The sequence below is a fragment of the Azospirillum sp. HJ39 genome (assembly GCF_041507355.1).
In the GTDB taxonomy this organism is placed as follows: domain Bacteria; phylum Pseudomonadota; class Alphaproteobacteria; order Azospirillales; family Azospirillaceae; genus Azospirillum; species Azospirillum thiophilum.
The window spans coordinates 503,038-524,811 of sequence record NZ_CP167911.1 but is presented as its reverse complement, the minus strand read 5'-3'; the positions used below and the strand labels follow the sequence as shown (position 1 = coordinate 524,811).

Sequence of the window (21,774 nt, the reverse complement as noted above, 5' to 3'; positions counted from 1 at the left end):
TTCGAAAAGCGTGATACCGCTAACACGGCCATATCCGTATACTCCGCTTCGTTACTGCATTTTGCAGTGCGTTTCCTCCCTAGACTAAAGGCCGCGCCCTTCCGGGCAGCGGCCTTTTTTTTGCTCCTGCGCCCCCCGGACCGCCCAGCCTGTGACGGCCATCACACCCTAATTCCATAAAATACGAGATAAATTCCAGAGACAGCCATGGCCGGCCGCATCGAACCGGCCATCCGGACATCCGGGACCAATCGCAAGGGAGGGCGTGGAATGTCGACCGATCCGCCGCCGTTCGAACGCCATCACCGCACCGCCCAGGCGCTGGTCAGCACCTTCCAGGAGGCGCTGGAGCCGCAATTCACCGCCAAGGGCGCCCTGTCGCGCGAGGATTTCACCCGCGCCGTGGGGCTGATGATGGCGCACTGGCCGTCGGTGCTGCCGCTGTTCGCCACCATCTGCCAGAGCTGCACCGCCTCGGCCTGCGGCGGCTGCGGCCCGGCGGGAGAGGCGCCGCCGCTCTTCCAGGCCGACGGGCGCCGCCGCGACTTCGTGACCCGGCTGATGGTGTCGGCGCTGCGGACGCGGCTGCCCGACAGCATGGACCCGGTCACCGGCGCTGTCTTTCCCCAGATCGTCGTCCCCGGCCTGCAGGCCAGCCTGTCCGCCCTGTTCTACGAGAAGGAATGGACGGCCCTGAACGCCAGCGCGCTGTCGGTCTTCAACCGGCTCGGCACCGACCGGGATGCGGAGGTCTGGCGGCGTCTGGCGCATGAGGATACGCTGGCGGTGCTGGCCGACATGCCCTTCGTGCGGGCGATGCTGCGCTTCCGCCAGTTCCACCAGCAGCGCCAGACCTTCATCCGGCGGATGACCGACCGGCTGCGCGACAGCCGCTTCATCTTCGCCGACCAGCATTTCGAGACGCTGTTCGACGCCCTGTTCGGCCGCCTGCGCGAGGGGGTGCGCACCGAACAGGACCGCGCCCGCATCGATATCCATTACGGCGAGGGCACGGCGGAAGCCCTGATGCGCATCTTCGACCAGTTCGACAGGCACCGGATGGAACAGGCCGCCGCCATCCGCGTGCCGGGCGGCCGGCGGACGCCGCGGCCGATGCTGGCGCAGCGCAACATGCTGGGCGCCACCCCGGCGGCGAAGCGGCGCTGAGCGAAACGGCGCGCAGGAAATCACCGGGGCCGCCGTAGGCGTATTAGGACCCCGTTAACCCGGGCGGCGCTTTGATGGCGGTGGCGCTTCGAAGAGGCGCATGATGTCCATGTCCCCACCGCCGCCCCAAAGGGGGACCGGTGCCAATCGCAAGGCTCGCAGTCCGGTGACAGCCCGGCGCTCCCCGTCCCGCCCCCCGACCGCTCTCCCGCCGGAGACGGACTGCGGAGTCGCGCCCGAGCTGATGGACTATCTGTTCGCCGATCCACCCTCCCCGGACCCTGTGCCCCCGGCGGCGCCCCCGCCCGAGGCGGACCGCGGCGTTGCCCGGCAGGTCGGTGACGCGCTGATCGAATCGCGGCTGGCCGGCATGGGCGATGCCGACGTCCGCTCCCACCTTGCCCGCAAGCTGTGCCGGCTGCTGCCGGATCTCCCGCCGGGCGGCGCCGACACCGTCAGCACCGTGGCGGTGCGCGCGCTGGAGCAGCTGGCCCGCGACCACATCGTCCGGGTGCGCGAGGCGCTGGCCACCGCGATCAAGGACATCGCCTGCGCCCCGCCGTCGGTGGTGACGACCCTGGCGCGCGACGTCGAGCGGTCGGTGGCGGAGCCGGTGCTGCGCTGCTGCGCCGCCCTCGCCGACGAGGATCTGATGGACATCGTCGCCGCCGCGCCCGCCGGTTGGGCGCTGTCGGCCATCGCCCGGCGCCACAGCATCGGGGCCGCCCTGTCCGACGCCATCGCCGGCAGAGGCCATGCCGAGGCGACCGGCATCCTGCTCGACAACAACGGGGCGGTGATCGCCGAACCGACGCTCGAATCGCTGGTGGAGCGGGCAGCCGACCACCCCGGCTGGCGGGAGAAGCTGGCCCGTCGCCCGGCCCTGCCCCGCCGGCTGGCGCTGCGGCTGGCCGATTTCGTCGATCTGGCGGTGGTGGAGGCCCTGCGCCGCGGCCCGGACCTCGACGACGCCACGGTGGCGGAGATCGCGGCGACCACCCGCCGCCGCATCGATTGGGCCGAGGCGCCCGACTCCGCCGAGTCGCCGGAGCGACGCGCGGTCCGGCTGCACCGGCTGGGCAAGCTGGACGAGACGGCGCTGGGCGACGCGATGTCGTGGAACGAGGCCGGTTTCGTGCGGGCGGCGCTGACCCTGCGCGCCCGCGTCGCGCCGGAGGTGGTGGACCTGATCCTCGACGCCCACGACCCGCAGGCGGTGACGGCGCTGGTATGGCGGGCCGGCCTGTCGATGCGCTGTGCCATGCAGGTGCAGGCGCGGGCGGCGGGCATCCACCCGCGCGCCATGCTGAACGCCCGGCAGGGCAGCGGCTTCCCGCTGTCCGCCGCCGAGATGGCCCGCCACCTGGAACGCTACGGCATCGGGCCGTAACAAGTCCTTTGCCCCCTCCCTAACCCTCCCCCGCGTTGCGGGAGAGGGGACTGCCGCCTCTGTGCGCATCACCCCTCTCCCGCAACGCGGGGGAGGGAGGGACCCGCGGCGCAGCCGTGGGAGGGAGGGGGCAACGGCGCGCGCCCCCCCGGATCCCGCCTTACTGCACGCCGCCGCGCTGCATCGGCTGGCGCGGGGTGGCGCGGCCGGTGTGCGGGACCGGGGTGTCGGGCGAAACCTCCTTGTAATAGGGGCCGCGGTCGGTCGGGCCTTCCATCGCCTCGGCCGGGGTGACGATCTGCTCGCCGGTGCCGGCATCGAAGGCGATCAGCGGCTGCTGGCGCACCTTCATGCAGGCCTCGCGCTTGGCCGCCATCTCGGCCGTCAGCGACCCGTCGAGCGTCACCAGCGGCAGCACCCAGTTCGCCTTCTGGTTTTCCGGGATGGAGGTGAAGACGTAGTTGGTCAGCGTCTGGCAATAGGCGACGCTGGTTTCCGCCACGGCGTCGGTGATCGGCGCGGCGGCGATGGCGGCGGTGAAGTCGCCGACCGTCTGCGCCTGGGCGCTGCCGGTGGCGGAACCGGCGGCGAGGCCGGCCGCAAGCGCCAGCGACAGGGTCAGACCGGACATGCCGCGCGCCAGGAATTTGGCCATCAACGCTCTCCTTCGATTGACTTGCTACAAGTTGGTGACCGGACCTGAAACATACGTATAAAGCCGAACGGTCCCGCCGTTGGAAAGGATCATCGGGGGTGCGACGCAAAGCTGCAATGCCCCGCTTGCGGTCGGGCTTGCCCTCCGCGACAAAACGCGCTACCTACGCTTCCGAAATCTCGGGGCGCTGGATCCCTAAGACGTTAGAATGACCAACGGTTCTAGTCTCCCGCTGAATGGGGGACGCTCAAACGTTTTAGGGAACGCTCCATGGCTCGCAAGAAGATTGCGCTCGTCGGTGCCGGCCAGATCGGCGGCACGCTGGCTCTGCTCGCTGCCCAGAAGGAACTGGGCGACGTCGTCCTGTTCGACATCGTCGCAGGCACCCCCGCCGGCAAGGCTCTCGACCTCGCCGAGGCCGGCCCGGTCGAGGGCTACAACGCCAGCCTGACCGGCGGCAACGATTATTCGGCCATCGAGGGCGCCGACGTCGTCATCGTCACCGCCGGCATCCCGCGCAAGCCGGGCATGAGCCGCGACGACCTGATCGGCATCAACAGCGGCGTCTGCAAGACCGTCGGCGAAGCCATCGGCAAGTATGCCCCGAACGCCTTCGTCATCGTCGTCACCAACCCGCTCGACGTGATGGTGTGGGTGCTGCAGCAGGCCTCCGGCCTGCCGCCGGAGCGCGTGGTCGGCATGGCCGGCGTGCTCGACTCGGCCCGCTTCCGCTATTTCCTGGCCGAAGAGTTCAACGTCTCGGTCGAGGACGTCACCGCCTTCGTGCTGGGCGGCCACGGCGACACCATGGTCCCGCTGGTGCGCTACTCCACCGTCGCCGGCATCCCGCTGCCCGATCTGGTCAAGATGGGCTGGACCACGCAGGAGAAGCTGGACGCCATCGTCCAGCGCACCCGTGACGGCGGCGCCGAGATCGTCAAGCTGCTGGGCAACGGCTCGGCCTTCTACGCCCCGGCCGCCTCCGCCATCCAGATGGCCGAGTCCTACCTGAAGGACCAGAAGCGCGTCCTTCCGGTCGCCGCCCACCTGAGCGGCCAGTACGGCCAGGACGACCTCTACGTCGGCGTCCCGACGATCATCGGCGCCGGCGGCGTCGAGAAGATCATCGAGATCGAGCTGAACGACGAAGAGAAGGCGATGTTCCAGAACTCCGTCGACGCGGTGAAGACGCTGGTCGACGTCGTCAAGAAGCTGGACGCCGAGAAGTCCGCTTCCTAAAGGACGAACCGCGCGGTCTCCGGCGTCTCCCCGGCCCATTTCCAGGGCCGGGCAGGCGCCGGTGGTGCGCCCGTCTCGTCTTTCAGTCGACCCGTTTCGTCAGCCGAACCAAAAAACAGATGGACGCCCGATGAACATCCATGAGTACCAGGCGAAAAGCCTGCTGAAGAAGTACGGCGTCGCGGTTCCCCGCGGCGGCGTTGCCTACACCCCGCAGGAGGCCGAGACGGTCGCCCGCGAGCTGGGCGGTCCGGTCTGGGTGGTGAAGTCCCAGATCCATGCCGGCGGCCGCGGCGCCGGGCGCTTCAAGGACAACCCCGAGGGCAAGGGCGGCGTCCGCGTCGTCAAGTCGATCGAGGATGTCGGCAAGAACGCCGCCGAGATGCTGAACCACGTTCTCGTGACCAAGCAGACCGGCGCGGAAGGCCGCGAGGTCAAGCGCCTCTATGTCGAGGAAGGCGCCGACATCAAGCGCGAGCTGTATCTCGGCATGCTGATCGACCGGGCCACCGGCCGCGTCACCATCATGGCCTCGACCGAAGGCGGGATGGAGATCGAGGAGGTCGCCCACAACACGCCCGAGAAGATCATCAAGGTCGCGGTCGACCCGGCCACCGGCATCCAGGGCTACCACACCCGCAAGGTCGCCTTCGCGCTCGGCCTGGAAGGCAAGCAGGTCGGTGCCGCCGCCAAGTTCATCATGGCCGCCTACAAGGCCTTCGTGGACCTGGACTGCGCCATCGTCGAGATCAACCCGCTGATCGTCACCGGCTCGGGCGACATCCTGGCGCTCGACGCCAAGATGAACTTCGACGACAACGCGCTGTTCCGCCACAAGGACGTGGAAGAGCTGCGCGACGAGGCCGAAGAGGATCCGTCGGAGATCGAGGCGGCCAAGCACAGCCTCAACTACGTCAAGCTCGACGGCAACATCGGCTGCATGGTGAACGGCGCCGGTCTGGCGATGGCCACCATGGACATCATCAAGCTGTATGGCGGCGAGCCGGCCAACTTCCTCGACGTCGGCGGCGGCGCCACGAAGGAGCGCGTCACCGCGGCCTTCAAGCTGATCCTGTCCGACAGCAACGTCGAAGGCATCCTGGTCAACATCTTCGGCGGCATCATGCGCTGCGACGTGATCGCCGAGGGCGTGGTCGCCGCGGCGCGCGAAGTGCACCTGCACGTTCCGCTGGTGGTCCGCCTGGAAGGCACCAACGTCGATCTGGGCAAGAAGATCCTGGCCGAATCCGGCCTGCCGATCCTCTCGGCCGACAACCTCGCCGATGCCGCCGAAAAGGTGGTCAAGGCCGTGAAGGAGGCCGCGTGAAATGGCTGTTCTCGTCGATAAGAACACGAAGGTGATCTGCCAGGGCTTCACCGGAGCCCAGGGCACCTTCCACTCCGAGCAGGCCATCGCCTACGGCACCAAGATGGTCGGCGGCGTGACCCCCGGCAAGGGCGGGGCCAAGCACCTCGACCTGCCGATCTTCGACACCGTCGCCGAGGCGGTCGAGAAGACCGGCGCCAACGCGTCCGTGATCTACGTGCCGCCGCCGTTTGCGGCCGACGCGATCCTGGAAGCCATCGACGCCGAGATCCCGCTGGTGGTCTGCATCACCGAGGGCATCCCGGTGCTGGACATGGTCCGCGTCAAGCGCGCGCTCAGCGGCTCCGCCACGCGCCTGATCGGGCCGAACTGCCCCGGCATCATCACGCCGGACGAGTGCAAGATCGGCATCATGCCGGGCCACATCCACAAGCGCGGCAAGATCGGCATCGTGTCCCGTTCGGGCACGCTGACCTATGAGGCCGTCGCGCAGACCACGGCGGCCGGCCTCGGCCAGACCACCTGCATCGGCATCGGCGGCGACCCGGTCAACGGCACCAACTTCGTCGACAGCCTGGAGCTGTTCGTGAAGGACCCGGAGACCGAGGGCATCATCATGATCGGCGAGATCGGCGGCGACGCCGAAGTCCGCGGCGCCGAGTTCATCAAGGCGTCGGGCACGAAGAAGCCGGTCGTCGGCTTCATCGCCGGCCGCACGGCTCCTCCGGGTCGCCGCATGGGCCATGCCGGCGCGGTGATCTCGGGCGGCAACGACACCGCCGACTTCAAGATCGACTTCATGAAGTCGGTCGGCATCGCCGTCGCCGACAGCCCCGCCTCGCTGGGCTCCACCATGCTGAAGGTGTTCAAGGGCTGACCGGGCCGCGGCGTGCCGGCGGCGTTCGCGCTGCCGGCACGCCGCACCCGATCCGCGTCACCGGAGACGACGGGCGGGCCGCCATGGCGACCCGCCCGCCGCCTCTCGGGAACGCCCCCTCTGGACGGACGGTCCTGGGAACCCATATGCAGGCATCGGCGGCGCGATCCGCGCCCCCGCCGGCCGCCCCTGCCGGTTCCTGCACATGGGTATCCATCGATCCCCGTCCCCTTCATCAACACGAAATTCTCCCACAGGGACCCGGGTCCACGCCCGAGGTGAAACCATGTCGGCAAATCTGGAACAGACCTCGTTCCTCTTCGGCTCGAACGCCGGTTACGTCGCCGAACTCTATGCCAGCTTCCTCTCCGATCCGGCCGCCGTCGATCCGAGCTGGAACAGCTTCTTCCAGGATCTGGACGAGGATTCGCGCGCCGTCCTGGACGAGCTGCGCGGCGCGTCCTGGACCCTGTCCGATCTGGAGGACCCCAAGGCCAAGCGCGACCCGGTCGCCGAGAGCTTCATCGTCGCCGTGCCGAACGGCGGGGCCAACGGTGCCGCCGCGGCGCTGAACGGCCCCGGCAACGGCGCCATGCTGGCCCACGCCCAGCAGGTCTATGGCGGCATCAGCCACCAGCAGCTGCGCGCCGCCACGCTGGACAGCATCCGCGCCCTGATGCTGATCCGCGTCTTCCGCGTCCGCGGCCACATGAACGCGCATTTCGACCCGCTGGGCCTGGAAAAGCGCGAGCCGCACCCGGAACTCGATCCGGCGACCTACGGCTTCGGCCCGGGCGACCTCGACCGCCCGATCTTCCTGAACTATTCGCTCGGCCTGGAAACGGCGACGCTGCGCCAGATCCTCGACATCCTGCACAAGACCTATTGCGGGACGATCGGCGTCGAGTTCATGCACATCCAGGACCCGGAAGAGAAGGCCTGGATCCAGGAGCGCATCGAGGGCGGGCGCAACCACACCGACTTCACGGTGAACGGCAAACGCGCCATCCTGGAGCGGCTGACCGCTGCCGAGGGCTTCGAGAAGTTCCTGCAGCTGAAATACACCGGCACCAAGCGCTTCGGCCTTGAAGGCGGCGAGTCGATGATCCCCGCGCTGGAGCAGATCCTGAAGCGCGGCGGCCAGCTCGGCTTGAAGGAGGTCGTCGTCGGCATGGCCCACCGCGGCCGGCTGAACGTGCTGACCAACTTCATGGGCAAGCCCTTCTCCGCCGTCTTCTCGGAGTTCCAGGGCAACCCGTCGAGCCCGCAGGACGTCCAGGGTTCGGGCGACGTGAAGTACCATCTCGGCACCTCGTCGGACCGCGACTTCAACGGCAACATCGTCCACCTGTCGCTGACCGCCAACCCGTCCCACCTGGAATGGGTCAACCCGGTCGTGCTGGGCAAGGTGCGCGCCAAGCAGCAGCAGCGCCGCGACCTGGATCGCGAGCAGGTGATGGGCGTGCTGATCCACGGCGATGCCGCCTTCGCCGGCCAGGGCATCGTCGCCGAGACGCTGGGCCTGTCGGAGCTGCGCGGCTACCGCACCGGCGGCACCATGCACTTCATCATCAACAACCAGATCGGCTTCACCACCAACCCGACCTATTCGCGGTCGGGCGTGTACTGCTCCGACATGGCCAAGATGGTGCAGGCGCCGATCTTCCACGTGAACGGCGACGATCCCGAAGCCGTCGTCCATGTCAGCCGCATCGCCATCGAGTTCCGCCAGAAGTTCAAGCGGGACGTCGTCATCGACATGGTGTGCTACCGCCGCCACGGCCACAACGAGGGCGACGAGCCGGGCTTCACCCAGCCGCTGATGTACAAGAAGATCCGCGCCCACGCGACGACGCGCGAGCTGTACGCCAAGCAGCTGGTCGACGAGAACGTGATCACCCAGGCCGAGGGCGATCAGATCACCCAGGACTTCATGAAGAAGCTGGAGGGCGAGTTCGAGGCGTCGAGCACCTACAAGCCGAACAAGGCCGACTGGCTGGAAGGCAAGTGGGCCGGCCTGCAGGCGCAGGGCGCCGACACCGCCCACCGCGGCGAAACCGGGGTCGACCTCGACAAGCTGAAGGAAATCGGCTTCAAGCTGTGCGAGTACCCGAAGGATTTCGCGATCAACTCCAAGATCGCGCGCCAGCTGGAAGCCAAGCGCAAGACGCTCGAATCGGGCGAAGGCATCGACTGGGCGACCGCCGAGGCGCTGGCCTACGCCACGCTGGTGGCCGAGGGCACCGGCGTCCGCCTGTCGGGCCAGGATTCCGGCCGCGGCACCTTCTCGCACCGCCATGCGGTGATGTACGACCAGAACACCGAAGAGAAGTACATCCCGCTCTGCCATCTGGGCGCCGACCAGGCGACCTTCGAGGTCCATGACAGCCCGCTGTCGGAAGCCGCGGTGGTCGGCTACGAGTATGGCTATTCGCTGGCCGAGCCGCACAATCTGGTGCTGTGGGAGGCGCAGTTCGGCGATTTCGCCAACACCGCCCAGACCATCATCGACCAGTTCATCTCGTCGGGCGAGTCCAAGTGGCTGCGCATGTCCGGCCTGGTGCTGCTGCTGCCGCACGGCTACGAGGGCCAGGGTCCGGAACACTCGTCGGCCCGTCCGGAACGCTTCCTGCAGATGTGCGCCGAGGACAACTGGCAGATCTGCAACGTGACGACGCCGGCCAACCTGTTCCACGTCTTCCGCCGCCAGATCCGCCGCAGCTTCCGCAAGCCGCTGGTCCTGTTCACGCCGAAGTCGCTGCTGCGCCACAAGCTGTGCATCTCCGACCTGTCGGAGATGGGCCCGGGCAGCACCTTCCACCGCGTGCTGGGCGAGACCGCCAACGATCTGGCCGCCAACGACAAGATCCGCCGCATCGTCGTGTGCTCCGGCAAGGTCTATTACGACCTGCTGCAGGAGCGCATGAGCCGCGGCATCAAGGACGTGGTCATCCTGCGCCTGGAGCAGCTCTACCCGTTCCCGAAGGACGCGCTGGCGGCCGAGTTCGCCAAATATCCGAACGCCGAGCTGGTGTGGTGCCAGGAGGAGCCGGAGAACCAGGGCTCCTGGTTCTTCGCCGACCGCCGTCTGGAAAGCGTGCTGAAGGATGTCGGCCACAAGGCCGGCCGCCCGTCCTATGTCGGCCGCCCGGCCACCGCCTCGCCGGCGACCGGCCTGCTGAAGCGCCACAACCAGGAGCAGGCCAAGCTTCTGGACGAGGCCCTGACGGTCCGCTGACCCTCACCCGAGCGAACGAAAAAAGACGAACGAGGAATAAGAAATGGCTATCGACATCAAGGTTCCCACGCTGGGTGAGTCCGTCTCCGAGGCGACGGTCGCCCGCTGGCTGAAGAAGGCCGGCGACGCCGTCGCCATGGACGAGGCGCTGGTCGAGCTGGAAACCGACAAGGTCACGCTCGAGGTGAACGCGTCGGCTGCCGGCGTGCTGGCGGAAATCGTCGCTCCGGAAGGCGCGAACGTCGAGGTCGGCGCCCTGCTGGGCGTCCTCACCGAGGGTGGCGCCGCCGCTGCCGCCCCGGCTCCGGCCGCTGCCGCTCCGGCCGCTGCCCCGGCCCCGGCTGCCGCCCCGGCCCCCGCCGCCCCCGCCGCCGCTCCGGGCAACATCGCCGCCTCCGGCCCGGCCGCGCGCAAGCTGGCCGACGAGAAGGGCGTCGACGCCTCGACCATCGCCGGGTCGGGCAAGGACGGCCGCATCACCAAGGGCGACGTGCTCGCCGCCCCGGCCGCCCCGGCCGCCAAGCCGGCCGCTCCCGCCGCCGCTCCGGCTCCGAAGATGGTGTGGGCCGCCGGCACCCAGGGCGACCGTCCGCGGGCCGCGCAGGAAGAGCGCGTGCGCATGACCCGCCTGCGCCAGCGCATCGCCGAGCGTCTGAAGGAGGCGCAGAATTCGGCCGCCATGCTGACCACCTTCAACGAGGTGGACATGTCGGCCGCGATGGCTCTGCGCGCCGAGTACAAGGACTATTTCGAGAAGCGCCACAAGGTGCGGCTCGGCTTCATGTCCTTCTTCGTCAAGGCCGCCGTCCAGGCGCTGAAGGAGATCCCGGCCGTCAACGCCGAGATCGACGGCACCGACATCGTCTACAAGAACTACTATGACATCGGCGTCGCCGTCGGCACGCCACAGGGTCTGGTGGTTCCGGTCGTCCGCGACGCCGACAAGCTGGACTTCGCCGGCGTCGAGGGCACCATCGCCGCGCTCGGCAAGAAGGGCCGCGACGGCAAGCTGTCGATGGACGAGCTGACCGGCGGCACCTTCACCATCTCCAACGGCGGCGTCTACGGCTCGCTGATGTCGACCCCGATCATCAACCCGCCGCAGTCCGCCATCCTCGGCATGCACAAGACGATGGACCGCGCGGTCGTCATCGGCGGCAAGATCGAGGTCCGCCCGATGATGTATCTGGCGCTGTCCTACGACCACCGCATCATCGACGGCAAGGAGGCGGTCACCTTCCTCGTCCGCATCAAGGAGCTGATCGAGGATCCGCGCCGCCTGCTGCTGGACGTCTGAGCTTTAAGGAGGCGAGGAGCGGCGCCAGCCGCCCCTCGACCCACCCGCCGGGGACCGATGGTTCCCGGCTCCCTGGAAGGGCGCCTTGCGGCGCCCTTTTCTTTTGCCGTCACCGCAGGACCGAAGGCACAACCGAAGCAAGGACACGCCTCGCGATAACAATCGTTCCGGTGCGTTGACAGCCCTGGGGTGCTGGTATTGTCTCGGCCTCCCGTGTACGACGAAGGACGCCATCATGCCGGTCAACATTCTCGATCTGGCCGTTGCCGCGAACACCGTCTATAATTTCCAGAAGGGTCGGGGCAACGACGAAGCCGCCTTCAAGAAGGCCGAAGGGGCAAGGCGGTCGCCGCCCGGTTTCCAGGTGATCTTCACCCACGAGGATATCGACGTCGGCTTCTTCGGCGCCGTCTACCAGGAAAAGCATTCCAGCGAATACATCATCGCCTATCGCGGCACCGCGGTCGGCAGCAGCAACTCCGGCCAGATGGCCGGCGGGAAGAACCTGAAGACAGACATCGCCCTCTACACCATCGAAAGCCTGCCCGCCGGCATCCGTGCCGCCCATCTGCTGCTCGAACAGGCAAAGATGCTGCTGGGCGGCGCCCGCCCGATCCTGTGCGGCCATTCGCTGGGCGGCGCCATCGCCACCATCGTCGCGGTCGAGGCCGCGCTGCCCTGCTGCGCCTTCAACGCGCCGACCGTGTCGAAGATGGTGCGCGGCGGCATCATCCACGGCCCCTATGTCCGGGTGGCCAACGAAGACCTGTCGGCGATCGAGAAGCAGATCGTCAACTTCAACCTGCAATGGGATCCGATCAGCAAATCGTCGAAGGCGGTGGGCAAGGTGATCAAGCTGCCGGCCACCCTGGCCACCGGCGGCCATTCGCAGGACAAGGTGGTCGCCAACATCAAGTCGAGCAAATACGCGTCTATGCCCTTCTTCGATCTGGTCGGCTGACCGGGACCGGTCGCCGGCCGGTGTGTCGCCGGCCGGCCTTGCCGCGTCGGGTGCCGGTCAGGTGCCCGATCAGTTGCCCGATCAGTTGAACGAGATGCTCTGGATCACGAACTCCTTGACCTTGTAGTCGACGACCGACCCATCCCGCTTCTTGAAGTTGCGGTATTGGTCGACCAATCCGCTGAACAGGTCGCCGACGCTGCCGCTGGATGCCTTGTATTCGCCGAAGTTGGGATCGAAGAAATACAGGTGCGATCCCAGCCCGAAGGCCTTGCCGCCGGACTTGTAGCAGCAGGTCGCGTGCGCCATTCCCCGCTGTTCGAAGATCATGGTGACGACGTGGTAGGTGTGGGGGCTGGCGGTGGCGGTGGTGATCGCCTTCATCACCTCCTTGACGCTGTCCGGGTTGGTCGCGCTCACCCATTCCGTCTTGGTCGACCCGATCTTGAACCCGGCCTGCGCCATCGCCTGGTTGCGTGAGCCGAGCTGCACCGACGACAGGTCCAGGTCGTTGCTCAACTCCGCGCCGTACAGGCGCTGCTTGATGCTGGCATGCAGGATCGTGTTGTCGAGGTCGATGTAGGCGATGCGCGCCTTCGACGTCTCGCCCTTGTGCGAGCGGTGGCGCGCAATCCATTCCAGGCTGAGGCCGAAACAAATCCCGCTGTTCACCTCGTGGTCCGCGGGAAACAGCCGCTGGATCGGCAGGCGCTGCTTGAACGGCGCCACGCAATAGCTGTCGAACGCGGCCATATATATCCCCTTCAGTTGCGCTGATCAGGCGAGCCAACGCCGCCCGGACCGATCCGTTTCCCGGATCCTACGGCGGATAATCATACGCATACAATTCACCTCCTTCCGCCCGCACCGCTTCGCCCCGGGACTGCCCAAGGCCGGCTCGGCCCCGCCGCCGCATCTGTTCGCGATCACGACAATTCGCACGGCTCTCAAATCCTCTTGCCAGGTAGATGGTATCTGGTATACCGTATCGATAATGTCAGTGCGGCCGGCGTTACACGCATCCGCCGCACCGGCTCCCCCGGCGCCCAATCCAAGAGGGGGCGAGCGCCAAGGAGATCGACATGGAACAGGCAGCAGCAGCGGGTTCGCCCGCGGTTGTCGATTGCGAACAGCTGGTGGCGGTGATCGGCGATGCCGTCATCGTGTCGGACCCGGCGGGTGCCATCACCCTGTGGAACGCGGCGGCGGAGCGGATGTTCGGCTTCACCGCGGCCGAGGCGATGGGCCAGTCGCTGGACATCATCATTCCGGAACGCCAGCGGCAGCGCCACTGGGACGGCTATGAACAGACCATGGCCACCGGCCAGACCCGCTATGGGCACGAGCTGCTGCGGGTTCCGGCGGTCCACAAGGACGGGCACAGCCTGTCGATCGCCTTCACCGTCGCGCTGTTGCGCGGGACCGACGGTGCGGTGACCGGAATCGTCGCCGTGGTGCGGGACGAAACCGCCCGCTGGACCGAAGAGCGGAAACTGAAGCGCCGCCTTGCCGAACTCGAGGCGACGGCGGCCGGCTGAGGCAGCCGGCGCGCGGCGCCGGCCTGACGGCAAATCCAAGAGCACGTCCACGGGACAAATTGAAACAACGCGAAAAAGGGAGTGTTGCAGTCATGAGCAAGCCGCTCGAAGGCATCAAGATCATCGACTTCACCCATGTGCAAGCCGGCCCCGCCTGCACCCAGCTTCTGGCCTGGTACGGCGCGGACGTCATCAAGGTCGAACGTCCGGGCGCCGGCGACGTCACCCGCAGCCAGCTGCGCGACATCCCGGATGCCGACGCGCTCTATTTCACCATGCTGAACAGCAACAAGCGCTCCCTGACGCTGGACACCAAGACCGCCGAGGGCAAGGAAGTCCTGACCCGCCTGATCAAGGAATCGGACGTGCTGGTCGAGAATTTCGGCCCCGGCGCGCTCGACCGCATGGGCTTCTCGTGGGAGAAGATCAAGGAGTTGAACCCGGGCATGATCGTCGCCTCGGTCAAGGGCTTCAGCGACGGCCACCATTACCAGGACCTGAAGGTCTATGAGAATGTGGCGCAGTGCGCCGGCGGCGCCGCCTCCACCACCGGCTTCTGGGACGGCCCGCCGACCGTGTCGGCCGCAGCGCTCGGCGACAGCAACACCGGCATGCACCTCGCCATCGGCATCCTGACCGCCCTGATGGCCCGCACCAAGAGCGGCAAGGGCCAGAAGGTCGCGGTGTCGATGCAGGACAGCGTGCTGAACCTCTGCCGCGTCAAGCTGCGCGACCAGCAGCGCCTCGATCGCATCGGCTACCTGGAGGAATACCCGCAGTACCCGCACGGCACCTTCTCCGACGTGGTTCCGCGCGGCGGCAATGCCGGCGGCGGCGGCCAGCCGGGCTGGGTGCTGAAGTGCAAGGGCTGGGAGACCGATCCCAACGCCTACATCTACTTCACCATCCAGGGCCATGCCTGGGCGCCGATCTGCAAGGCGCTGGGCCGCGAGGAGTGGATCGACGACCCGGCCTACAACACGGCGCTGGCCCGTCAGGACAAGATCTTCGACATCTTCGCGATCATCGAGGAGTGGCTGAAGGAGAAGACCAAGTTCGAGGCCGTCGACATCCTGCGCAAGTACGACATCCCCTGCGCGCCGGTTCTGTCGATGAAGGAGATCGCCAACGACCCGTCGCTGCGTGCCAGCGGCACGGTCGTCGAGGTCGACCACAAGCAGCGCGGCAAGTACCTGACCGTCGGCAGCCCGATCAAGTTCTCCGACATGTCGGTCGAGGTCACCGGCTCGCCGCTGCTGGGCGAGCACACCGACGAGGTGCTGGCGCAGCTCGGCTACAGCAAGGACCAGATCGCCGCCATGCACGACGCCAAGGTGGTCTGAGCCCGGCCGGGGCCGGCCGCCGCCCTCCCTCTCCGTCCGCGGGAGCGGGGGGCCGGCGGACCGGCCCAACCCGGCTTGCTTTCCATGAAAAAGGGACTGCGGCACCTTCACCGGCGCCGCAGTCCCTTTTTGTGCAGTTATTTTTGTGCAGTCCTTGTCGGACTCCGGCCTTCTTGTCCGGTCCGCTGCGCCGTGCGCTACGGCTTCCTGCCGCGGTCGAGATCGGCCAGGATCGCGCCCGCCCGGCTGGTCAGGGTGCGGGCCAGGCGGTCGTAATGCCGGTCTCCGGTGGTGCGGGCGTGGCGTGCCGCCTCCGCGCCCAGCTGGGCTAGTTCCTGCGCGATTTTCCGGTAATCCGGCGGACAGGTCCGGTGCACGGTCCATTCCGCGTCCGCAACCGCGGCGTTTCCGACCACAAGCCTGCCCGGCATGATCTTCGGAGCCACAACCGCCTCGCACAATATTGCCATCTCAGGCTGCGATCCTGACACGGCACGGTGCGAGGGCCAATCGGCGCTTACGGCAGACCCGGCACGGCTTTCGGGTGCGGTCCGTTTCTTCGAAGCGGATAGGACGCCGGCCCCGGGAACCGCACCGGCATAGCCCGCTCAGTCGATCAGCAGATCCAGCGTCGAGCGCACCACCTGCACGATTTCCCCGCCGTAGGGCGAGGCGGCCTGACCGCGGGCGTTGATGATGATCGACAGCTCATGCTCCGTCGTCGGGGCGAATCGGGCGATTTCCGAGACCAGATCGTCCGGCAGCACGGCCTCGCGGCCCAGGCCGGCCTGGGCGGCGGTCCGGTCGCGCCAGCCGTTCAGCGCGGCGGCGATGGCCGCTTCGATCTGCTGCGACTCCTCCTTGCGGCGGAGGTCGGTGAACAGCACCAGCACGCGCCACGCGCCATCGGCGTAGGCGGTCTCTATGCGCTGGACCTCGACCGTCCGCAGGAAGGCGGACAGCTGTACCTGCGCCTCCTCGGCGGCGGCATCGGGAATGCTGAAGGTACGGATTTCGGTGCTCATCGCCCAACCTGCTGAAGGCCCACCCAGAGGGAAGGAGCCTACACACAATCGGCGCGTTCGGCAAACCACGACCCTGCGGCGGGGGTGTTCCGGCCCCTTGGGGATACCCCCGATTTCCAAAGGGCAATTCGCCCTCCCCGCGCGTTGTGGGAGGGAAACAGGGGCGCGGCCGGCCACCCTGCCCCGTCCCGCTCCCCTGTTCATGTCCTGACACCCCACGCCGTGACCGTCATGGAGACCCCCGATGCAGACTCCGGAGCCCCAGACCGCCGCGCCCGCCCCGACCGGCCCGAGTCCCGCGCCCGCCGCCGCGGCATCCGGCCACCGGCGCAGGCTGGGGCTGGGGCTGGGGCTGGGGCTGGGGCTGAGGCTGGGGCTGGCGCTGCTGCTGGCGCCGCTGGCGGTGGCGACCCTGGGCGTGCCGGCGGTGCTGTGGGCCGGCTCCCACCTCCATGACCAGCCCTTCGCCCGGTACAACCTGAACCGCATCGAGGCGATGGCGGAGCGGGCGGCCCGCACTCCCGATTCGGTGACGGTGGTGGCGTTGGGCGACACCGCCCTGCGCGACGCCACGCTGGACGAGGGCGGCATGGCCGCGCTGGCGGCCAGCCGCGGCGTCCCCAACCTGGAATTCCTGCGCATCGTCCACCGGCAGGCCCAGTTCGCCGATTTCGAGCCGCTGCTCGACCGGCTGGTCGCGCTGAAGCCGTCGCTGATCCTGATCGACCGCACCCTGCTGACCGCCAGCCGCGGCACGGTGGAGGAGTTGGAGCGCTACGGCCGGGGCCTGCTGCGGCTCTCCCGCGGGCAGGCTTATGTCCAGGATCAGGTGGCGCTGCAATACCGGCGCGGCTGCGGCCCGACCCCGGCGGCGTGGCTGACCGGCGGGACGCCCGACGCGCTCGCCGGCTCCGGTGCCGCCGCCCAGCGCGTGCGCGCTTTCATCGACCGTGCCTGGGCGGCCGGCATCCGCGTCGCGCTGATCGAGGTGCGCGACCGTCCGGCCCCGCGCCCCGCCGGCCCGATCTCCACCGCCTCGGCCGCCGCCAACCTGCCGCTGTGGAACCGCGCGGTGCTGGGCGGCGGCGACCCGGAGCAGGAGCAGGAGTATGGGGAGGAGGATGACGGGAGCGCCGGGCAGCCGCCGCAGGCCTGCGCCGATGCTCCCTTGCGGGTCGACGGGCGGACCGCCTTCTCCGCCTGGCTGACCGGCGGCATCGCCGGGGCGGTCGCCGGAGCCCAGCCCGAACGCATGCCCGGCCGTGCGCCCAACCTTACCGCCCGGGCCGCCGCCCACATCGCCGAGGCCGCGTCGCTCCCCTGATGCCGCATTGCACCCAAACCCGTTCATTCCACCTTCCGGTGAAACCATTTTTTGTTTATGGTTTTCCGGTCGGGCGAGTTGCAACAGGAGACGGATGCATGGCTTCCATCATGATCAAGAAGGCCGGCGAAGGGCTGGTCTCGCAGGCCCACCGCAACGCCGACGTCGGCCCGACCAGCGGCAGCTCGGTCGTTTACGAGGTGCAGAATGTTCCGAGCGGCGTCAGCGTCGACGACGTGATCGCCGCCTTCAAGACCTACAAGCCGGTCGACAAGGTGTACGAGATCGACTGGTCCGCCCTGTCAAAGTGATCAGGGAAGGGGGCAGCCAGCGCCCCCTTCCTCACCCAGCCTCTACACCTGCCCCCCTACGCCTGCAGCGCCGGGTAGCGCTTGGCCCAAACCTCCAGCTGGGCGACGTGCTCGGCCTCTTCGGCGGCGAACTCCTCGGCCATCATGCGCACTTCCGCATCGGTGGTGGTCTTCGCCACCTCGGCATAGAAGGCCTGGCCGCGGCGCTCGCTGTCCAGCGCCAGCTCCAGCGCATATTCCACCGTCATCAGATAGTGCGAGCCTTCCATCGAGGTCGATTCCGGGCTTTCCCCGTCCGGCCACTGGAAGTCTTCCGGCGCCAGATCGGGGATCTTGCGGAAGCCCGACCGTTCCCGCGCCTCGGCCAGATGCATCCGCGAGAATTTCGCCATCTGGGCGAAGAAGGCCGCGACCTCCTGGTTGCCATAGGTCTTCATCCCCTCCGACAGGTCGGAGAAGCGGTTGGCGGCGTCCTCTTCCAGCGCGCAGGCGTGGGCGAGGAACAGGGCGGCGTCGTGGATATCGGTCATGGATCCCTGCGATAAGCGAATAAGCCCGACGACGCTAAAACCATAGCGCTTTTGCGGACATGGGTCGCGCCTCACCGCCGCGGGGCCCAAGGGTGCGACCTTTTGGCGCGCGCCCACCGCCGCCGCCCTGGAAAATCATTGCCTTTCGCGCCGGTTCGCGGCAGCAGACTCCCCCTCATGACCAAGCCCGCCCTTCCCACACTCCCCACGCTGCCGCCCCTTCCGATCGATCCCGTGCTGCCCGCCCTGCTGGAGGCGCTGGCGGCGCGCGGCACCGCCGTTCTGCAGGCCCCGCCCGGCGCCGGCAAGACGACGCGGGTGCCGCTGGCCCTGCTGGGTGCCGACTGGCTGAAGGGCCGCAAGATCCTGGTGCTGGAGCCGCGGCGCCTCGCCGCCCGCGCCGCTGCCCGCCGGATGGCGGCGATGCTGGGCGAGAGCGTCGGCGAGACGGTGGGCTACCGTGTCCGCCTCGACACCAAGGTCGGCCCGCGGACGCGGATCGAGGTGGTGACCGACGGCCTGTTCCTGCGCCAGCTTCAGGAGGATGCCGAGCTTCCGGCCGTCGGCGCGGTGCTGTTCGACGAGTTCCACGAGCGCGGCATCGACAGCGACCTTGCCCTTGCCCTGGTGCAGGAGGCGCGCGGGGCGCTGCGCGACGACCTGCGGCTGGTGGTGATGTCGGCGACGCTGGACGCCGCCCCGGTCGCCGCCCTTCTCGCCGACGCCGACGGCCCCGCCGCGATGGTGACCAGCGAGGGCCGCGCCCATCCGGTCGAGACCCGCCATCTCGACGCCCCGCCCCCGACCGGCCGGCCGGGCGGCGGCCGCATCGAGGATGCGGTGGCCGCCGCCGTCCGCCGCGCCCTGCGCGAGGAGCCGGGCAACGCCCTGGTCTTCCTGCCCGGCGTCGGCGAGATCCGCCGCGTCCAGTCCCTTCTCGAACAGTCCGACCTCGGACCCACCGTCACCATCGCGCCGCTCTATGGCGACCTGTCGGCCGACGCGCAGGACCGCGCCATCGGCCCGACTCCGCCCGGCCTGCGCAAGATCGTGCTGGCGACCTCGATCGCCGAGACCAGCCTGACCATCGAGGGCATCCGCATCGTGGTGGACAGCGGCCTGATGCGGGTGCCGCGCTTCGACCCGCGCGGCGGCATGACCCGGCTGGCGACGGTGAAGGTCAGCCAGGCCTCGGCCGAGCAGCGCCGCGGCCGTGCCGGCCGCCTGGAGCCGGGCGTCTGCTACCGCCTGTGGCCGGAGGCGACGCACAAGGCGCTCGCCCCCTTCACCACGCCGGAGATCCAGGACGCCGACCTCGCCCCGCTGGCGCTGGAGCTGGCGATGTGGGGGGTGTCCGATCCGGCGGCGCTGGCCTGGCTCGACCCGCCGCCGCCTGCGGCGCTGGCTCAGGCGCGCGAGCTGCTGACGGGGCTGGGCGCGCTCGACAAGTCAGGCGCCATCACCGCGCATGGCCGCCGCATGGCCGGCTTCGGCGTGCATCCGCGGCTGGCGCATATGATGCTGGCCGGCAAGGCGATGGGCCAGGGCGCGCTCGCCTGTCTGGTCGCCGCCTTGCTGGGCGAGCGCGACATCGTGCGTGCCCAGCCCGGTTTCCGCGACGCCGATTTGCGGCTGCGCGTCGATTTGCTGCGCGGCGAGGAGCGCGGCGGCCAGGGCGCGGCGCGCGGCCTCGCCGTCGACCGCGGCGGGGCGCAGCAGGCGGTGAAGCAGGCGCGGCAGTGGCGGCGCCAGCTCGGCGTCCGCGACGACGACGCGATGGACTCGAACGCCGTCGGCATCCTGCTGGCGCTGGCCTATCCCGATCGCATCGGCCAGCGGCGGCCGGGCAGTCAGGGGAGCGGCCAGCCCGGCGGGGTGGCGGCGCAGTATCGGCTGTCGGGCGGGCGCGGCGCCTATTTCCAGGATGCCGAGCCGCTGTCGGCCGAGGAGTGGCTCGCCATCGCCGACCTCGACGGCACCGCCCGCGAGTCGCGCATCTTCCTGGCCGCCCCGGTGACGCTGGCCGACCTGGAGGAGAGCTTCGCCGCCGACATCCGCACCGAGACCATCGTCGCCTGGGACGCGCGCGAGCAGGCGGTTCTGGCGCGGCGGCGCCGCATGCTGTTCGCGGTGATCCTGAAGGACGAGAAGCTGGCCAAGCCGCCGGCGGACGCGATGACCGCGGCACTGATCGAGGGCATCCGCGCCCTCGGCCCCGCCTGCCTGCCCTGGACCGACGAGCTGCGCAAATGGCGGACCCGCGTGATGTTCCTGCGCACCCGCGAGGGCGACGCCTACGACTGGCCTGACCTGTCCGACACGGCGCTGATGGACGGACTGGAAGCGTGGCTGGCCCCCTTCCTCGACGGGGTGTCGCGCCGCGCCCATCTGGAGCGCATCGACCTGTCGAGCGCCTTGCGCGCGTTGCTGCCCTGGGAGTTGCGGACCCGGCTGGACGCCGAGGCCCCGACCCATGTCGAGGTGCCGAGCGGCTCGCGCATCCCCATCGACTATGACGGCGAGGAGCCGGTGCTGGCGGTTCGGTTGCAGGAGATGTTCGGCTTGGCCGAGACCCCACGGATTGCCGGCGGCCGGGTTCCGCTGCTGCTGCACCTGCTGTCCCCGGCCCGCCGCCCGGTGCAGGTGACGCGCGATCTGGCGAGCTTCTGGGCGAATGCCTACAAGGCGGTGAAGGCGGATTTGAAGGGCCAGTACCCGAAACATTACTGGCCCGACAACCCGCTGGAGGCCGAACCGACCGCCAGGGCGAAGCCGCGGGGGCGGTAACGGCCCGCCCCCGCCTCCGCCCCTCCGCAAACTTTCCCTCTCCCCCCTGGGGAGAGGGTCAGGGTGAGGGGGCAGCAAAGGCGCCAGCCTTTGCCAGGGGATTGCGAAGGGGCAGCATGCCCCTTGGCGGCGCGCGAAAGCGCGCCCGACCACCCTCTCCCGCCCCGGGAGAGGGCGCGGAGCCGACGGCCGCAGGCCGGACGAGCACCGAAGGTGATCGTAGGCGGAGCGCAGTCGCGAGACTTGCGAGCGACTTTGGACCCGCCGCGAAGCATGGGAAGGGTGAGGGTGCCCCCAAGACTCCCGAACCGCATGGCCGCCGCACATCTCCAGCCAAAGCCGGGCGCAAACGCAGTAGCCGCATTCCCTCGCCCAGCGCATACTGGAGCCGCCTCGCTGGCCATCACGTTGCAGGCACCAAAGACACCAGGGAGCCCGACCATGCGGACCTTGCATGATTTGCGCGACGAGATGCTGGCGGTCGTCCAGGGCACCCGCCCGGTTCCCCCGCTACACTCCGTGACTGATGGCGAGTCGGTTTCCGGCCTTCTCGGTGTGTTGACCCCAGCCAACCGGGCGCTGATGCACCTGATCGCCACCGAACACCCGGAGACGGTCTCCCGTCTCGCCCAACCTGATATCTTGCGCGCCTCGCGAGACTCGGCAAAGTGCGATTTGGCGCCTTTTGAACTTGATGGCACGGGAATGCAGCCATTTCTATAATGGCTCATTATCACCGTTCAGATAAAAGCCTATTTCTACAGC

19 protein-coding genes are annotated in these 21,774 nt (G+C 68.7%); 14 read left to right on the top strand and 5 right to left on the bottom strand.

Features of this window, described 5'->3' with window-relative positions:
* The first annotated feature begins 270 nt into the window (after positions 1 to 270).
* Both ABMY26_RS15835 and ABMY26_RS15830 read left to right on the top strand, forming a co-directional pair.
* Complete coding sequence (locus ABMY26_RS15835) at positions 271 to 1,167, top strand: hypothetical protein (protein WP_372398201.1); 897 nt, start codon at positions 271 to 273, stop codon at positions 1,165 to 1,167.
* Between the two features lie 244 nt (positions 1,168 to 1,411).
* Positions 1,412 to 2,557, top strand: coding sequence for a DUF2336 domain-containing protein (locus tag ABMY26_RS15830; RefSeq protein ID WP_372398200.1), 1,146 nt, complete (start codon positions 1,412 to 1,414; stop codon positions 2,555 to 2,557).
* A gap of 160 nt (positions 2,558 to 2,717) precedes the next feature.
* Here the strand turns inward: ABMY26_RS15830 and ABMY26_RS15825 are convergent, their stop codons facing one another.
* Positions 2,718 to 3,212, bottom strand: a complete 495-nt coding sequence (locus tag ABMY26_RS15825; RefSeq protein ID WP_372398199.1) for a hypothetical protein — start codon at positions 3,210 to 3,212, stop codon at positions 2,718 to 2,720.
* A 270-nt stretch (positions 3,213 to 3,482) separates the two neighbouring features.
* On the opposite strand from ABMY26_RS15825, the gene mdh reads away from it, so the two are divergent.
* The 6 genes from mdh to ABMY26_RS15795 all read left to right on the top strand — a co-directional run bounded on the left by mdh (position 3,483) and on the right by ABMY26_RS15795 (position 12,151).
* On the top strand, positions 3,483 to 4,451 hold the full coding sequence (mdh, locus tag ABMY26_RS15820; protein WP_372398198.1) for a malate dehydrogenase: 969 nt from the start codon (positions 3,483 to 3,485) through the stop codon (positions 4,449 to 4,451).
* A 130-nt stretch (positions 4,452 to 4,581) separates the two neighbouring features.
* Positions 4,582 to 5,778, top strand: coding sequence for an ADP-forming succinate--CoA ligase subunit beta (gene sucC / locus ABMY26_RS15815; protein ID WP_372398197.1), 1,197 nt, complete (start codon positions 4,582 to 4,584; stop codon positions 5,776 to 5,778).
* A 1-nt stretch (position 5,779) separates the two neighbouring features.
* On the top strand, positions 5,780 to 6,655 hold the full coding sequence (sucD, locus tag ABMY26_RS15810) for a succinate--CoA ligase subunit alpha (RefSeq protein ID WP_372398196.1): 876 nt from the start codon (positions 5,780 to 5,782) through the stop codon (positions 6,653 to 6,655).
* Positions 6,656 to 6,941: 286 nt separating this feature from the next.
* Complete coding sequence (locus ABMY26_RS15805) at positions 6,942 to 9,893, top strand: 2-oxoglutarate dehydrogenase E1 component (protein WP_372398194.1); 2,952 nt, start codon at positions 6,942 to 6,944, stop codon at positions 9,891 to 9,893.
* A 43-nt stretch (positions 9,894 to 9,936) separates the two neighbouring features.
* Positions 9,937 to 11,190: a 2-oxoglutarate dehydrogenase complex dihydrolipoyllysine-residue succinyltransferase gene (gene odhB, locus ABMY26_RS15800; protein WP_372398193.1), complete on the top strand. Its 1,254-nt coding sequence runs from the start codon at positions 9,937 to 9,939 to the stop codon at positions 11,188 to 11,190.
* Between the two features lie 235 nt (positions 11,191 to 11,425).
* Positions 11,426 to 12,151 carry a hypothetical protein gene (locus ABMY26_RS15795; RefSeq protein ID WP_372398192.1) on the top strand — a complete coding sequence of 242 codons (726 nt, stop codon included), beginning with the start codon at positions 11,426 to 11,428 and terminating at the stop codon, positions 12,149 to 12,151.
* A gap of 81 nt (positions 12,152 to 12,232) precedes the next feature.
* Here the strand turns inward: ABMY26_RS15795 and ABMY26_RS15790 are convergent, their stop codons facing one another.
* Positions 12,233 to 12,904: a YopT-type cysteine protease domain-containing protein gene (locus ABMY26_RS15790; protein WP_372398191.1), complete on the bottom strand. Its 672-nt coding sequence runs from the start codon at positions 12,902 to 12,904 to the stop codon at positions 12,233 to 12,235.
* A gap of 329 nt (positions 12,905 to 13,233) precedes the next feature.
* Here ABMY26_RS15790 and ABMY26_RS15785 point away from each other — a divergent pair, with 329 nt between their 5' ends.
* The gene (locus ABMY26_RS15785) at positions 13,234 to 13,689 is read left to right on the top strand and encodes a PAS domain-containing protein (RefSeq protein ID WP_372398190.1); all 456 of its coding nucleotides are present in this window, start codon (positions 13,234 to 13,236) and stop codon (positions 13,687 to 13,689) included.
* Positions 13,690 to 13,781: 92 nt separating this feature from the next.
* The gene (gene frc / locus ABMY26_RS15780; protein WP_045581676.1) at positions 13,782 to 15,032 is read left to right on the top strand and encodes a formyl-CoA transferase; all 1,251 of its coding nucleotides are present in this window, start codon (positions 13,782 to 13,784) and stop codon (positions 15,030 to 15,032) included.
* Positions 15,033 to 15,229: 197 nt separating this feature from the next.
* Here the strand turns inward: frc and ABMY26_RS15775 are convergent, their stop codons facing one another.
* The gene (locus ABMY26_RS15775; RefSeq protein WP_372398189.1) at positions 15,230 to 15,502 is read right to left on the bottom strand and encodes a hypothetical protein; all 273 of its coding nucleotides are present in this window, start codon (positions 15,500 to 15,502) and stop codon (positions 15,230 to 15,232) included.
* 138 nt (positions 15,503 to 15,640) lie between these two features.
* A complete protein-coding gene (locus ABMY26_RS15770) occupies positions 15,641 to 16,057 on the bottom strand; it encodes an HRDC domain-containing protein (RefSeq protein WP_372398188.1) in 417 nt (138 codons plus the stop codon).
* A 244-nt stretch (positions 16,058 to 16,301) separates the two neighbouring features.
* Here ABMY26_RS15770 and ABMY26_RS15765 point away from each other — a divergent pair, with 244 nt between their 5' ends.
* Positions 16,302 to 17,381 carry a hypothetical protein gene (locus ABMY26_RS15765; protein ID WP_372398187.1) on the top strand — a complete coding sequence of 360 codons (1,080 nt, stop codon included), beginning with the start codon at positions 16,302 to 16,304 and terminating at the stop codon, positions 17,379 to 17,381.
* Positions 17,382 to 17,479: 98 nt separating this feature from the next.
* Positions 17,480 to 17,692 (top strand): hypothetical protein, encoded by a 213-nt coding sequence (locus ABMY26_RS15760; protein WP_372398186.1) that lies wholly within the window; start codon positions 17,480 to 17,482, stop codon positions 17,690 to 17,692.
* A gap of 56 nt (positions 17,693 to 17,748) precedes the next feature.
* On the opposite strand, the gene ABMY26_RS15755 is transcribed toward ABMY26_RS15760, so the two are convergent.
* Entirely contained in the window at positions 17,749 to 18,222 is a 474-nt protein-coding gene (locus tag ABMY26_RS15755; RefSeq protein ID WP_372398185.1) for a ferritin family protein, read from the bottom strand.
* A gap of 177 nt (positions 18,223 to 18,399) precedes the next feature.
* Between ABMY26_RS15755 and hrpB the strand changes: the two genes are divergently transcribed.
* Positions 18,400 to 21,009, top strand: coding sequence for an ATP-dependent helicase HrpB (hrpB, locus tag ABMY26_RS15750; protein WP_372398184.1), 2,610 nt, complete (start codon positions 18,400 to 18,402; stop codon positions 21,007 to 21,009).
* A gap of 441 nt (positions 21,010 to 21,450) precedes the next feature.
* A complete protein-coding gene (locus ABMY26_RS15745; protein ID WP_372398183.1) occupies positions 21,451 to 21,732 on the top strand; it encodes a MarR family transcriptional regulator in 282 nt (93 codons plus the stop codon).
* The last annotated feature ends 42 nt before the right edge of the window (positions 21,733 to 21,774 follow it).

Bases quoted from the DNA above. Each gene is read 5' to 3' on its own strand.
- ABMY26_RS15835 (WP_372398201.1), top strand. From the start codon at position 271: ATGTCGACCGATCCGCCGCCGTTCGAACGCCATCACCGCACCGCCCAG.
- ABMY26_RS15830 (WP_372398200.1), top strand. From the start codon at position 1,412: ATGGACTATCTGTTCGCCGATCCACCCTCCCCGGACCCTGTGCCCCCG.
- ABMY26_RS15825 (WP_372398199.1), bottom strand. From the start codon at position 3,212: ATGGCCAAATTCCTGGCGCGCGGCATGTCCGGTCTGACCCTGTCGCTG.
- mdh (WP_372398198.1), top strand. From the start codon at position 3,483: ATGGCTCGCAAGAAGATTGCGCTCGTCGGTGCCGGCCAGATCGGCGGC.
- sucC (WP_372398197.1), top strand. From the start codon at position 4,582: ATGAACATCCATGAGTACCAGGCGAAAAGCCTGCTGAAGAAGTACGGC.
- sucD (WP_372398196.1), top strand. From the start codon at position 5,780: ATGGCTGTTCTCGTCGATAAGAACACGAAGGTGATCTGCCAGGGCTTC.
- ABMY26_RS15805 (WP_372398194.1), top strand. From the start codon at position 6,942: ATGTCGGCAAATCTGGAACAGACCTCGTTCCTCTTCGGCTCGAACGCC.
- odhB (WP_372398193.1), top strand. From the start codon at position 9,937: ATGGCTATCGACATCAAGGTTCCCACGCTGGGTGAGTCCGTCTCCGAG.
- ABMY26_RS15795 (WP_372398192.1), top strand. From the start codon at position 11,426: ATGCCGGTCAACATTCTCGATCTGGCCGTTGCCGCGAACACCGTCTAT.
- ABMY26_RS15790 (WP_372398191.1), bottom strand. From the start codon at position 12,904: ATGGCCGCGTTCGACAGCTATTGCGTGGCGCCGTTCAAGCAGCGCCTG.
- ABMY26_RS15785 (WP_372398190.1), top strand. From the start codon at position 13,234: ATGGAACAGGCAGCAGCAGCGGGTTCGCCCGCGGTTGTCGATTGCGAA.
- frc (WP_045581676.1), top strand. From the start codon at position 13,782: ATGAGCAAGCCGCTCGAAGGCATCAAGATCATCGACTTCACCCATGTG.
- ABMY26_RS15775 (WP_372398189.1), bottom strand. From the start codon at position 15,502: ATGGCAATATTGTGCGAGGCGGTTGTGGCTCCGAAGATCATGCCGGGC.
- ABMY26_RS15770 (WP_372398188.1), bottom strand. From the start codon at position 16,057: ATGAGCACCGAAATCCGTACCTTCAGCATTCCCGATGCCGCCGCCGAG.
- ABMY26_RS15765 (WP_372398187.1), top strand. From the start codon at position 16,302: ATGCAGACTCCGGAGCCCCAGACCGCCGCGCCCGCCCCGACCGGCCCG.
- ABMY26_RS15760 (WP_372398186.1), top strand. From the start codon at position 17,480: ATGGCTTCCATCATGATCAAGAAGGCCGGCGAAGGGCTGGTCTCGCAG.
- ABMY26_RS15755 (WP_372398185.1), bottom strand. From the start codon at position 18,222: ATGACCGATATCCACGACGCCGCCCTGTTCCTCGCCCACGCCTGCGCG.
- hrpB (WP_372398184.1), top strand. From the start codon at position 18,400: ATGACCAAGCCCGCCCTTCCCACACTCCCCACGCTGCCGCCCCTTCCG.
- ABMY26_RS15745 (WP_372398183.1), top strand. From the start codon at position 21,451: ATGCGGACCTTGCATGATTTGCGCGACGAGATGCTGGCGGTCGTCCAG.